At 64.2% G+C, this 13,179-nt stretch carries 13 protein-coding genes; all 13 read right to left on the reverse strand.

What is annotated here, in order from left to right; all coding sequences use genetic code 11:
* Positions 1–21 precede the first annotated feature (21 nt).
* Positions 22–741, reverse strand: coding sequence for a hypothetical protein (locus AB0J29_RS16230; RefSeq protein WP_364785814.1), 720 nt, complete (start codon positions 739–741; stop codon positions 22–24).
* Between the two features lie 11 nt (positions 742–752).
* Positions 753–1,454 carry a hypothetical protein gene (locus tag AB0J29_RS16235; protein WP_364785817.1) on the reverse strand — a complete coding sequence of 234 codons (702 nt, stop codon included), beginning with the start codon at positions 1,452–1,454 and terminating at the stop codon, positions 753–755.
* A gap of 124 nt (positions 1,455–1,578) precedes the next feature.
* Positions 1,579–2,820, reverse strand: coding sequence for an MlaD family protein (locus AB0J29_RS16240; protein ID WP_364785820.1), 1,242 nt, complete (start codon positions 2,818–2,820; stop codon positions 1,579–1,581).
* A complete protein-coding gene (locus AB0J29_RS16245; RefSeq protein ID WP_364785908.1) occupies positions 2,817–4,004 on the reverse strand; it encodes an MCE family protein in 1,188 nt (395 codons plus the stop codon). The genes AB0J29_RS16240 and AB0J29_RS16245 overlap by 4 nt, the downstream gene beginning before the upstream one ends.
* Positions 4,005–4,057: 53 nt before the next feature.
* Positions 4,058–5,332, reverse strand: a complete 1,275-nt coding sequence (locus tag AB0J29_RS16250; protein ID WP_364785823.1) for an MCE family protein — start codon at positions 5,330–5,332, stop codon at positions 4,058–4,060.
* Between the two features lies 1 nt (position 5,333).
* Complete coding sequence (locus AB0J29_RS16255; protein ID WP_364785826.1) at positions 5,334–6,344, reverse strand: MCE family protein; 1,011 nt, start codon at positions 6,342–6,344, stop codon at positions 5,334–5,336.
* Positions 6,344–7,411: an MCE family protein gene (locus tag AB0J29_RS16260; RefSeq protein ID WP_364785911.1), complete on the reverse strand. Its 1,068-nt coding sequence runs from the start codon at positions 7,409–7,411 to the stop codon at positions 6,344–6,346. Before AB0J29_RS16260 ends, AB0J29_RS16255 begins: the two co-directional genes overlap by 1 nt.
* A gap of 8 nt (positions 7,412–7,419) precedes the next feature.
* Positions 7,420–8,772 (reverse strand): MCE family protein, encoded by a 1,353-nt coding sequence (locus AB0J29_RS16265; protein ID WP_364785829.1) that lies wholly within the window; start codon positions 8,770–8,772, stop codon positions 7,420–7,422.
* Between the two features lie 43 nt (positions 8,773–8,815).
* Entirely contained in the window at positions 8,816–9,580 is a 765-nt protein-coding gene (locus AB0J29_RS16270; protein ID WP_364785914.1) for an ABC transporter permease, read from the reverse strand.
* 105 nt (positions 9,581–9,685) lie between these two features.
* A complete protein-coding gene (locus AB0J29_RS16275) occupies positions 9,686–10,393 on the reverse strand; it encodes an ABC transporter permease (protein ID WP_364785917.1) in 708 nt (235 codons plus the stop codon).
* Positions 10,394–10,491: 98 nt separating this feature from the next.
* Positions 10,492–11,568, reverse strand: a complete 1,077-nt coding sequence (locus tag AB0J29_RS16280; RefSeq protein WP_364785832.1) for an ATP-binding cassette domain-containing protein — start codon at positions 11,566–11,568, stop codon at positions 10,492–10,494.
* Positions 11,569–11,812: 244 nt separating this feature from the next.
* Positions 11,813–12,193, reverse strand: coding sequence for a 50S ribosomal protein L7/L12 (gene rplL, locus AB0J29_RS16285; RefSeq protein ID WP_364785835.1), 381 nt, complete (start codon positions 12,191–12,193; stop codon positions 11,813–11,815).
* A gap of 140 nt (positions 12,194–12,333) precedes the next feature.
* Positions 12,334–12,867 carry a 50S ribosomal protein L10 gene (gene rplJ / locus AB0J29_RS16290; RefSeq protein WP_364785838.1) on the reverse strand — a complete coding sequence of 178 codons (534 nt, stop codon included), beginning with the start codon at positions 12,865–12,867 and terminating at the stop codon, positions 12,334–12,336.
* Positions 12,868–13,179 lie beyond the last annotated feature (312 nt).

Consider the following 13,179-nt stretch of genomic DNA (forward strand, 5'->3'; position numbering starts at 1 on the left):
GCTGGGCTTATGCCGCCGACATCATTGATCGACGATGGCCGCGGCCAGCCACTTGCCGTCCACCTTCTGCATTTTCAGCACGATCGGGCCGGACGCGCTCTGCTGGGCGACTCCGTTTTTGTTCGCGCTGACCACGAAGTTCACCAGCAGCTCGGCCCTATCCTCGGTGAGCAACGTCACCCCGATCGGGTCGGCGATGGCATCGGCGCTGGTCTGCGCCTGTTTCAGGGCGGCGAGATTGGTATCGGCGTACTTGTCGAAATCGGCCAGCATCTGCCCGGTGACGACCCCGTGCACCGCATCCTTGTAGCCGTCGAGCTTGTTCACGTCGTAGGCGTAGATGGTCTTCAACGCATGCGAGGCGGCCGCGGTCACCTCTTCGGTGGCCTTGCTGTTCACATAGGCCGCATTCGAATCGTCGATGCCGGGACGCAAGGCCGCGACCGTCGCGAATGCGCCAAGAAGCACAGCGACGACGAGCAAGGCCGCGGCCACGCTCCAACCCGCCGTGGGACGCAGCCGCTGCGACCACGGCCGCGACGGCTCGGCGGGACCTGGAGCCGGGCTGGTCGATTCCGCGGTACCGGCGACCCCGGCGACCTTTGTCCGACGCTTCGTGGTCGCTTCGTCGCTCGCGCGGGTGCTGCGCCGCGTGGTGCCGGACCCGGTGTTCGCCGCGGTGCGGCCGACGGTGGGACGGTTGCGGGGAGTGACCCGATTGACTGGTCGACGAGATGCCATGACGGGTTCTCCTACGATCCGGGCTTGGGCGCCGCGCCCTCGGACGGTGTCGCACCGGGTTGTCCGGCAGTCGGCTGATTCAGCGGGATGGGCTGACTCAATGGACTCGCCTTCTCGGCCTTCCAGACCTCACCCTGCTTGACCAGATCGAGGGCCCAGGTCTGACGATAGGAATACGGCGTGACATCCGGGACTGTCCTGGTGGTCTGCAGCACGATCAGCGCGGAAGCGTGGTCGCGCTCGGAGTTCAGCGCGGTCAGCGAGGAGCCGATGACCTTGGACTCCAGCCTGGTCTTGGCCTGCTTGGCCTGCTCGCGGAACTGATCCTGGGTCTTGGTGGCATCGTCGAGCAGCGATCCGGTCATCGACGACTGGATCAGCTCGAGCGAACCGTCGACATCATTGGGATCCAGCGACATCAGATTGATCGCGGCCTGCCTGGCATCGGCGAGCGCGGTATCGCGTGCCTCGGCGCGCGGACCGTCGGTGAAGAATGCCGCGCGCACCCAGCCGGTGCCGAACCAGGCCGCGGCGATCAATGCGACGACCAGCGCGGCGGCCGCGACCATGGTGACCGTGAGTCGGCCACCTGGGGCATCCGCGACCGTCGGGCGCTCGCGATCCGATGCCGTCGCGTCATGCGCCGCGGCATCGGCTTCCATGGAATCCGAGCCGGTAGCAGCCGGCGTTTCCTTGGACATGTCGATGCTCACGGCCGTACCTCGCTCGGCACGGTCGTGCCCATCATGGGCGCTGTGCCCTTGGTTCGCTCGCTTCGCTCCCTCACGGCGTCACACCCTAACGTCAGTTACTGCGGAGTAGCCGCATAGGTCCTGCTCACCGCTTGGGCGTGACCCCCAGCAGGGTGGCCATCTGCACGGCGATCGGGTTCAGATTCAGCTTCTCGGGATCGGTCTTGGGGGTGGCATCCCAGGGCTGCACAATGTTCGGATCCGCCAGGTCGGCGCGCATTCCGCCGCGCACCGCGGTCGGATTGCCGAACGGCACAGTGCATTTCGCGTCCTTGTTGAACGGGAAGTCGTCGCGGGTGTCGTCGAAGTCCGGATTCTCCCGCTTCATCTGCGCCAGGATGGCCTGGGTGCCCTCGTAGCCCTGGGTGCAGGCGGGCGGATTGTTCACCTCGAGCACCAGGCCGAAGTGGCTGGTGCCGTCGCCCGGCGCGGTGGACGACGCGCCGATGGACAGCTGCGGCAGCATCTGCAGCAGCGGGCGCAGCGCGTAGAACTTCGGCGAGATGGACAGCAGCAGCTGACGCAAGTTGGTCAGATCCTCGGTGAGCGCACCGCCGCTCTCGTCCAGCAGCGCGGTGATCTGTTGACCGGCATCGGTGCCGGTGCCGATGAGGCGGCGGATATCCGGATCGCTGGAGCGCAGCTGGGCGGTGAGTTCGTCCAAGCCCTGGCTGAACTGCCGGATGTAGCCCGACTGCTCGGCCTGGGTGCCCAGTGCGATCCGGCCGTCGCGGATCAGCTGAATCGTCTGCGGCAGTGTGTCGTTGAACGTCGCGGTGAACTTGTTCAGCGAATCGATGAAGACCTCGAGGTCGTCGCCCTTGCCGTTGAAGGCCTTGCCGAGTTCGGTGACGGTGGTTTTGAGCGCGGTGAGATCGACCGAGCGGGTGAAGGTATCCACACTCTGGACCAGCTGCTCGACCGAAATCGGTGTCGTCGCCGAGGTGATGACCGAACCGTCACGCAGATACGGGCCCTTGTCGGAATCGGGCTGCAGATCGACGTACTGCTCACCGATGGCCGAGCGGTTGGCGATCACCGCGCGGGCCGACTCCGGCACCTTCGGCGCACTCGAATCGAGAACGAGATTGATCGCCACACCCGTGTCGGTGAGTTCGAGACTGCCGACCCGGCCGACCGGGACACCCCGGTAGGTCACCTCGGCGCCCTTGTAAATGCCGCCGGTCTGCTTGGCGTCGACCTGCACGGTGTACTCACCGATGCCGAGCATGTGATCGAGCCGAACATATTTGGCACCGACGAAAACCACGCCGAGCACCGCGATCACGACGAATGCGACCAGCTGATAGCGCATCAGACGAGTCATCGCTGCCCACCTCCGATCTGGTCGAGAATCGCCCCGAGCGGATCGGTCGGCAGCTGCGGCAGGCCGGCCGGAAAGCGAGGCATATTGGGCGGCAGCGGCAGCAGCGAAACCGTCGGCCAACCCGGTCGCGGACCATTGCCGCCGTAATACGGATTGGTCGGATTCACCGGCACCTCGGGGCCGTAGGGCGGCGGGATGTACACCGGATCGCCCTTGCCGACACCGAGATTGCTGAGCGTGACACCGATCTGCTGATCCACCGAGAGCCAGGTGTTCACCTGACCACCGAAGGTGCCTTCCAGCGTCGAGTCCGGGAACGGATAGGTCGGCACCAGCGGTAGCGCGGTGACCAGATCCGGTGCGGCCTTGCCGAGTTCCTGCAGCGTCGGACGCAGCGAGGTCAGATCCTTGATCAGGTCGTCCTTCGAGTGGTTCAGCACGTCGAACCCGGCCTGGCCCACCCGATCCAGCTGTTGCAGCAGCGCGATCAGTTGTGGCCGTTGCTCGTTCAGGATCTTGATGCCCCGCGGCAGCTCATCGATGATCCGGCTGATCTGATCGGTCTGGGTGCTCACCCGGTTGCTCAGCGTGGCGAGTCCGTCGATGGCCCTGGTGATGTCGTCGACCTGCTCGTTCAGTCCGGAGATCAGGATATTGGCCTGATCCAGCAGCGAGCGCACCCGCTCCTCGCGGCCGCCGAGGGTCTTGTTCAGCTCGGTGACGATCGGCTGCAGCTGTGCGACACCACCGCCGTTGAGCAGCAACGACAGCGCACCGAGCACCTGCTCGACCTCGGTCGCGTGCCGGGTGTGGTCGGCCGGGATGACCGAGCCATTACCGAGCTTGTTGCTGTCGGGTTCCTCGGCGGGCTTGGACAGCTCGATGAACTTCTCGCCGAGCAGATTCGTCTGCCGTACCTCGGCCCGCGCATTGGCGGGCAGATCGACCGCGGAATTCACCAGCGCGCGCACCCTGGCGGTCCAGCCGTCCGGTGCCAGTGCGATCTTCTCGACGCGGCCGACCGCCACGCCCTCGACCTTGATCGCGGACTGCGGCACCAGATCGAGCACATCGTCGAAGCGGATGTCGATGGTCATCGGATGGTCGCCGACATCGGCGCCGCCGGGCAGCGGCACCGCGTAGATGCCCTCGGACGAACACGAGGTCACCAGGACCGCGCTCATGCCGACCACCAGCACAGCGCTGAAAGTGCGTGCCGTGGAACGGATTCGCATATTCATCGCTGCCCGCCTCCCTGCGAAGGCGGAAGTTGATCGGACGGGGTGCCAGGGACCGTGCCCGGCACGGGGGCGCGCTGCTCGTTCTCATTGCTGAGGATGCCGAACGGCAGGATCAGCGTCGGCGTCTTCACACCGGCAGTGATCTGATCGGTGATCTCCTTGCAATGCTCCAGGATCGGGCGCATCTGCTTGCCGAGTGCCTCGAACTTCGGATCGCCCGGCATCAACTTGCTCAGATCCAGCATCTTGCACACCACACCGAACGGATCCTGCAGATCGGTGAGATTCGCGCGCATATCGAGGGTGCCGGATTCGGCATTGTGGATATTGATCAGGTTGCTCAGCGCCAGCGGCAGCACCGGCAGCGCCGCGGCCAGATCGTCGCGCTGCTTGGCCAGCGTCGCGGTGAGCGTCGTCAAGCCCTGGGCATTCTGCTGGACCAGATCCCGGTTCTCGTCGATGAACCGGGCGACATCGCCCAGTGCCACCGACAGCAGATTCAGTGCCGCACCGAGATCCTGACGTTCCCCCGCAAGGAAGGTCGACAGATCCGCGAGCTGGGCATTGAATTGCCGCACCTGCTGGTCGTTCTGGGCCAACATGGTGACGAAGGTCTGCAGATTCTTGACGGTGTCGAAGATATCGCCGCGGGCATCACCGAGGTACCGCGCCGCGCGCGAGAGCTGAGTGATGCTGTTGGCCAACGCCTCTCCGTTGCCCGCCAGATTCGCCGCGGAGGTACGCACCAGTTCGTTCACCGCCCCCTCGGCATTGGCACCGTTGGGGCCCAATGCATCCGAGAGTTCGGTAATGCTCTTGTACAGCTGGTCGACTTCGACCGGGGTGACCGTGCGATCGCGCGGAATGGTCGCCGTGCGGCCCATTTTCGGTCCGCCGGTATAGGCCGGGGTCAGCTGGATGTAGCGGTCGGAGACGATCGACGGCGTGATCTGCGCGGCCTCGGCCTCGGCCGGCACGTCGTAGCCGCGGCCTACGCGCATCACCACCTTGACCTGATCGCCCTGCGGCTCAACGGAATCCACCTTGCCCACCGGCACGCCGAGGATGCGCACATCCGAACCCTCGTAGATGCCGACGGAGCGGTCGAAATACGCGGTGATCTTGGTCGTGGTCATCCGGTCGAAGAGCCACCAGAGGGCACCGGCCAGGACCAGCGCCGCGATCACGCCGATCGCGATGCCCACCTTGGTGCCGCGACGCGAGGTCCGCAGCGCGGTGAGCGGCTCCTTACGGGGCCAGTTCACCCCCATGTCAGTTACCTCCCATGGTGCGCACCGGCGGCCGGTCGCCCGGAATCTCCGGCAGACCCGGCGGGACCAGGTTCACGATCACCGCGTCGAACCAGCGACCGGTGCCGAGCACATTGGCATACAGGCCGTAGAACGGCGCCGCGAGTTCCAGCGTCTTGGAAATGTTCTGCTGGTTCTTGTTCAGCAGATCGATGGAGGCCTCGAGGTTGGTCAATGCCGTGCCCATCTGCTTCTCGTTATCGGCGACCAGCGCGCTCAGTTCGGCCGACACCGTCTTGGCGCCGGTGAGCAGCTGTGCGATGGACTGCTGGCGAATATTCAACTCGGCCAACAGCTGTCCGCCATTGGCCAGCAGCCGCTCGAACTGCTGATCGCGGTCCGCGAGCACACCGGTGGTCTGCCTGGCCGCCGCGAAGAGCTTCTTCAGCTCCTCATCGCGCTTGCCAAGGGTTTCCGAAAGCCGGGCGACACCGTCGATGGAGTTGCGGATCTGCGGCGGTGTGGTCTCGAACGCCTCCGACAGCACCCGCATGCTGGTGGCCAGCTGCGCGGTGTCGATCTGATCGATGTTCTTGGCCGCATCGCTGAACGCGTCCACCACATCGTACGGAGATACCGTGCGCGACAACGGAATCACCTTGCTCGGATCGGCGGGACCGGAACCCTTCGGATCCAGCGCAAGATACTTCTGACCGAGCACGGTCTTGATCTGGATGGAGGCAGTGGTCTCGTTGCCGATCCACGCGTCCTGGGTGCGGAAGTCGACGAGCACCTTATTGCCGTCGAGCCGAACATCCGATACCGCACCGACCTTCACACCGGCGATGCGAACCTCATTGCCCTTCTTGAGGCCGGCGGCCTCGGAGAACTGCGCGGTGTACTTGGTGGCCGCGCCGATGATCGGCAATCTGTCCAGGAAGAACGCGGAGATCGTCGCGAGCAGCACCATGACGATGCCGAGCACACCCAGGAACGCGGGGCTGCGCTTGCCGAGCAGGATCCGGTCGTCCATCAGTGACCACCCTTCCCCTGGCAGCGCGGCGCGGCATTGGTGTAGAGCGGCTGATTGACCGTCGGCAGCCCGGCCGGGAGGTTGAGCTGCGGCGCCTCCACCGCGCCCGGTCCGACCACGAGGTCGATACCGCACAGATAGAACTGGAACCAGGAGCCGTAACTGCCGGCGCGGCCGAGCTTTTCCATCTTGATCGGCAGATTCGTCAGCGCGGTATTCACTTCGTCCTTGCGCTCGTCGATGGTGCCGGTCAGCTGGCTGAGCCCGGCGATCGAACCTTGCAGCGTCGGGCGGGTCGGCACGAGCAGATCCGCGGTGGCCGAGGCCAGATTGCCGAGTGAGGTGACCGAGCTGCCGATGGTGTCGCGATCGGCGGCCAGTCCGCTGACCAGCGCCTCGGTATTGACGATCAGCTGATCGAACTGCCCCTCGCGCTCGTTGACCGCATTGAGTACGGCCGTCAGGTTGCGCACCAGATCACCGATGACGGCGTCCTTGTCGGCGATCTTGTTCGTCAGGTTCGCGGTGGTCGCGACCAGATCGTGGATGGTGCCCTGCTCCCCCTGGAAGACCTGGATGATCTCGTAGGACAGCTTGTTCACATCATCGGCGGTCAGCGTCTGGAACAGCGGACGGAAGCCGTTGAACAGTGTGGTCAGATTCAGTGCGGGCCTGGTGTGCTCGAGCCCGATGGTCGCGCCCTTGCTGAGTTTGCGGCCCTGCTCGCCCGTGCCCTGTTCGAGCGCGATATAGCGCTGGCCGACCAGGTTGCGGTACTTGATGGTCGCGGTCGTGGAGGCAGGCAGCCAGTTGCGGTCGGTCAGTTCGAATCCGACCTCGGCCTGGCGCTTGTCCACGATCGAGACACTGGTGACCTTGCCGACCCGGACACCGGCGATGCGCACCTCGTCACCGGGATTGAGCGAGGTGACATCGGTGAAGCGCGCCTTGAACGCGGTGCCGCCGCCGGCGTAGTTGGCGATCGACAGTGCCAGGATCGTCGTCGCCAACAGCGTGACGACGACGAAGATGATGAGCTTGGTCAGCGGCCCGCCGAGGCCGCGCATCTGCTGCTTCATCGCACGCTCACCTCGCTGCCACGGAATGCCGGCGCACCGATCCGGGTGACCCAGTTGGGCACCTGGTCGGGCGAAACACCGTTCGCCGCACCGTAGATCGCGCCGAGGGTCTGCTGTTCGGCCGGTGAACCGGCCGTGGTCGGCACATTCGCGGCCGGGTACCTGCCGAACTGCGGCACCGGCAACTTGCCGCTGTCCTGATCACCCGGGTTGCGGCTCGGTACCGCGTAGGAACCGTCATTATTGGGACCACCGGTGTACTGGCCGGGATCGGTGAAGACCGGGTACTCCGGCACGCACCAGGGCCCACGCGTGTCCAGCCAGCGCGGCTCGTCCTGGTTGGGCAGGTACGTGCCGCGGGTGTTGGTCAGCTCGATGCTGACTCGGGAGCCGGGACGCGAAGTGCCCATGCCCATGATCTGGTCGATGCGCGGCTTCATCTTGGCGAAGTTGGCCAGTGCGCAGGCGTAGCTCGGCGAGTAGGTCGCCAGCTGTTCCAGCGCGGGCCGCGAATCGGCGGCCACATCGATGATGTTGTCGCGGTTGGCGATCAGGAAGTCCGCGGTGGTGGCGGCGGTCGGATTCAGCGTGGCCAGCAGGGTGTCGATCTGCGGGCGGCGCCCGACGATGGTCGCATTGGTCGTGCGCAGGTTGTTGAATGCGTCGACCAGCTGCGGCAGCGCATCGGAGTAGGTGGCGGCCACATCGGCGAAGCTCACCAGATCCTGCTTCAGATCCGGCATGACCCCATTGACCTCGCGGAAGATGTGATCCAACTTCTCCACCGTCTCACCGAGCGCCACGCCCTGCCCCGAAAGCGCTTGGGACAGTGCACCGAGTGTCGAGGCGAGATCCTGCGGCGGAATCGCCTGCAGCAACGGCAGCACATCGTCGAGCAGCTTGCTGATCTCGATGGCATTGCCGCTGGTGTCCTGATGCAGGGTCACGCCTTCGGTCAGGTGCTGCTTACTCGGCTCGTCCGGGATGACCAGATTCACATACCGCTCGCCGAACAGCGTCTTCGGCAGCAGCCGGGCCGTCGCATTGACCGGAATCTGCTGTGCCTTACCGGGATCGATCGCGAGGTCGAGGGTCACCTTGCCGCCCTCGGACCGGCTGGATCTGACCTCGCCGACATTGACGCCGCGCACCTTCACATCGGCATTGCGGGTCAACGCATTTCCTACGCTGTCGGTGATCAGTTGGACCCGAACGGTCTCGACGAACGCCTTGTTATAGATCGCGACCGTCGTGGCCAGGAATAGCGCGCACACCACGAAGAATGCGATACCGAGCAACCGGACGCGCAATTTCTCCGTCGCGCGCCACATCTGCACGCTTTTGCTCATGACGGCACCTCACTGCCGCTTCCTATTTCGATGATGTGGGCGGTCATCCGGCAACCCGCACCGTCGTGGTCGTGCCCCAGATGGCGAGGCTCAGGAAAAAGTCGAGCACATTCACGAGCACGATCGCCGCACGTACCGCGCGACCCACCGCGACGCCGACACCGGCCGGTCCGCCGGTGGCGTGGAAGCCGTAATAGCAATGCACCATGATGATGACGAATGCGAAGACCAGCACTTTGACAAAGGAATAGAGGACGTCTTCTGGTGGCAGGAACAGACTGAAATAGTGGTCATAGGAACCACTGGATTGTCCGTTGAACCAAATGCTGATCATTCGCGACGCCAGGAACGTGCCGAGCAGGCCAACGATATAGAGCGGGATGACCGCGAGGAAGCCCGCGATCACCCGGGTGGTGACCAGGAACGGCACACCCGGAACCGCCATCACCTCGAGCGCGTCGATCTCCTCGGAAATCCGCATCGCGCCGAGCTGGGCGGTGAAACCACAACCGACCGTTGCCGATAGCGCGAGCGCGGCAACCAGTGGCGCGATCTCACGGGTATTGATGTACGCGGTGAGGAAACCGGTCAGCACCGAGCTGCCGAGCGCGTCCAAGGCCTTGAAGCCCTGCAGGCCGACGACAACACCGACCGAGCCGGACATGAAAACGATGACGCCGATGGTGCCGCCGATGACGGCCAACGCACCACTGCCGAAGGTCACCTCGGCAAGTAGCCGCATGACCTCCTTGCGGTAATGCACGGCGGTGCGCGGAATCCAAGCAATGGTCTTGGAGTAGAACGACATCTGATCGCCGGCGCGATCGATGACATCCACCGGCACGCGCGCGATCGCACGGGCCCGGCGGGCGGTTTTCGCCAGGGCCGGGGGGCGGTACGAGGTGGCCACGGGTCAGGCGCCCTTTGCGGGGACGACCTGCAAATACACCAGGGTCAGAATCAAGTTCACGAAGAACAGAACCATGAAGGTGATAACCACGGATTGGTTCACCGCGTCTCCGACTCCTTTCGGGCCCCCTTTGGGATGCAACCCCTTGTACGCGGCGATCACGCCTGCGAGCAGACCGAAAATCACGGCCTTGATTTCGCCGATCCACAGGTCCGGCAGTTGGGCCAGTGCGGAGAACGAAGCGAGATAGGCGCCGGGCGTACCGCCCTGCAGCCCGACATTGAAGAAATAGCCACCCGCGATGCCGACCACCGACACCAGACCGTTGAGCAGCAGCGCGACCAGCATCATGCCGAGTACACGCGGTACCACGAGCTTCTGCACCGGATCGACGCCGAGCACTTCGAGTGCGTCGATCTCCTCACGGATCGTGCGCGAGCCGAGGTCGGCGGCGACCGCCGATCCGGCCGCGCCCGCGATGATCAATGCCGTGACAACCGGAGCGGCCTGCTGGACGGTGGCCAGCACGCTGGTTGCGCCGGTAAAGGATTCGGCACCTAGTTGTTTGATCAAGGAGCCGGTCTGCAGCGCGACAACCGCACCGAACGGGATGGCAACCAATGCGCTGGGCAAGATCGAGACACTCGCGATGAACCACGACTGCTCGATGAATTCGCGCAACTGGAACGGCCGTTTGAACGTCTTGCGCATAACGTCGATGAGCAGCGCAAAGATGTTGCCGGCCTGGCCAAACCCCGACTCTATTGGAGTCCGCAATCGCGCCAGGGTGGAATTCACGATCGCAGATGTTACCCGTTAGTTGCGTTGTGGCGCACGGTAGTGTCGAATGCCCCGCCCTGGTATTCGCCCAGGTCACCATTCTGATACGCCATTACCTGCGTGTCATCGTTCTCCGCAAGTGACTCACGAATCGCCACCTGGGCCGCGTGCGGCAGGGTGTGCATGATTTCGCGGACACGTTCCTTACGGCGAAGTACGGCCTGGCGCACCGGCATACCCGGCTGGGCTCGCATCTGCGGGATGATGCCGTCGACCTCCTCGGCGCCACCGTGGTGGTGTCCGGCATCGACGAGGGCCTGCTCGCGCGCCATCTGCACCTCGTCCTTCTCCTCCGACATACCGATCGGACCGATCATGCGACCGTTGAGGAACTGCTTGACCACCGGCTCCTCCGAGGTCAGCAGCACCTCACGTGGACCGAACATCACCAGCGACCGCCGGAACAGCATCCCGATGTTGTCGGGCACCGTCCGCGCCAGGTTGATGTTGTGGGTCACGATCAGGATCGTCGCGTCGATCTGAGCGTTGATATCGATCAACAACTGCGACAGATAAGAGGTGCGCACCGGATCCAGACCCGAGTCCGGCTCGTCGACCAGGATGATCTGCGGATCCAACACCAACGCGCGAGCCAGACCCGCACGCTTGCGCATACCACCGGAGATCTCACCGGGCAGCTTGCCCTCCGCACCGAGCAGACCGGTCAGCTCGAGCTTCTCCAGCACGATCTTCTTGATGTCCGACTCGGACTTCTTCGTATGCTCACGCAACGGGAACGCCACATTATCGAACAGGTTCATCGACCCGAACAACGCACCGTCCTGGAACAGCACGCCGAAGAGCTTGCGAATTTCGTAAAGCTCCTTATTGGAGCAGGTCGTGATATCGGTGCCGTCGATGAAGATCGAACCACGCTCCGGGCGCAGCAGACCGATCAGCGACTTCAGAAAGACGGACTTACCGGTACCCGAGGGGCCGAGCAGCGCGCTGACCTCACCGGAGGGCAGCGTCAGCGTGACGTCCTGCCAAATACGCTGTGAACCAAAGGATTTGGTAACACCCTCGGTCCTGACCTCGACGCCCACGCCAACCTCCAGAAATTCTCAGCGAGCCACCCACCGGCGAAACCGCGCTATTCGGTATCACGGTGTGTCGCATCACAGTGGGTGCGGTCACTGTATCCCATGAGCATGAAGCGGAACACCCTTACCTGACCGAAGAGTAACCCCGAAACACTCGCAATATTCGCATTACGCGTCGCACGCTTCATGACAAAGCAAACGGGCGGCCTCCCATGGGAGGCCGCCCGTTCGGCGAGTTACTCGCGAATTACTTGACGGAGACCTTGGCGCCGGCGTCTTCCAGCTTCGCCTTGGCAGCCTCGGCGGCATCCTTGGCGACCTTCTCCAGGATCGGCTTCGGAGCGCTCTCGACCAAGTCCTTGGCTTCCTTCAGGCCCAGACCCGAGACGATCTCGCGGACCACCTTGATGACCTGGATCTTCTTGTCGCCGGCACCCTCGAGGATGACATCGAACTCGTCCTGCTCCTCGGCGGCCTCAGCCGGAGCGGCACCACCGGCGACGGCGGCGACGGCGACCGGAGCAGCCGCGGTGACCTCGAACTTCTCCTCGAACTTCTTGACGAAGTCCGACAGCTCGAGCAGGGTCATGTTGCCGAAGGTCTCGAGCAGTTCGTCAACGTTGGCCATTGATATTTCCTTTCGGTAGTTGATTGTCTCTGTGGGCGAGCCGCACGCGATCCACCCGCTGTGTTGAATTTGCGGCGTTTACGGGGCCCTTACGCTGGCGCTGCCGCCTCCGGGCCCGTCGCTCCCGCCGCGGGCGGGTATTACTCGGCGGCTCCGCCTTCGGCCTGCTTCTTCTCCTGCAGGGCGGCGGCCAGGCGGGCCACCTGCGAAGCGGGAGCGTTGAACAGACCGGCAGCCTTCGCCAGGTTGCCCTTCATCGCGCCGGCCAGCTTGGCCAGCAGCACCTCGCGGGAGTCCAGATCGGCGATCTGCTCGACCTCGGCAACGGACAGCGCGGCGCCGTCCATGTACCCGCCCTTGATGATGAGCGCCTTGTTGTCCTTGGCGAAGGTCTTGATGGCCTTCGCCGCGTCGACCGGCTCGCCCTTGATGAAGGCGATGGCGGTCGGTCCGACGAACAAGTCGTCCAGGCCAACGACGCCCGCTTCCGCGGCCGCCCGCTTGACCAGGGTGTTCTTGGCGACGGAGTAGGTAGCGCCTTCGCCGAGCGCGCGACGCAGATCGGTGATCTTACCGACCGACAGACCACGGTATTCCGTGATGACGGTGGCCGACGAGCTCCTGAACTGCTCCGTGATCTCCTCGACCGCGGTGACCTTCTCGGGTTTTGCCATACTTCGCCTCCTCTCTGGATGTCGGTTCGTATTCGAACTGCCGAGTACCAGGGGCCGGCGATAAAGCAAACGCCCCGAACGCAGAGCGTTCCGGGGCGCAGTAGGTGATCGACCAGGCATAGCCGGATCGAATCCCAGCCTCGGTCCTCCCTGCGTGGGCCGCCGGCTCGATGCCGGACCTTCGACCACACCCGAATGGGCGCAGCGACCAACGGTCTTCGGTAGAACGGATTGGGTAGTCATCGAACTCGTCGATTACTTCGGTCCAGGGTAGCCGAACCTCCCCCCATCTGCCAAAACGGTTTCCCCGGC

It is taken from the genome of Nocardia sp. NPDC049707, from assembly GCF_040674855.1.
Taxonomy (GTDB): Bacteria; Actinomycetota; Actinomycetes; order Mycobacteriales; family Mycobacteriaceae; genus Nocardia.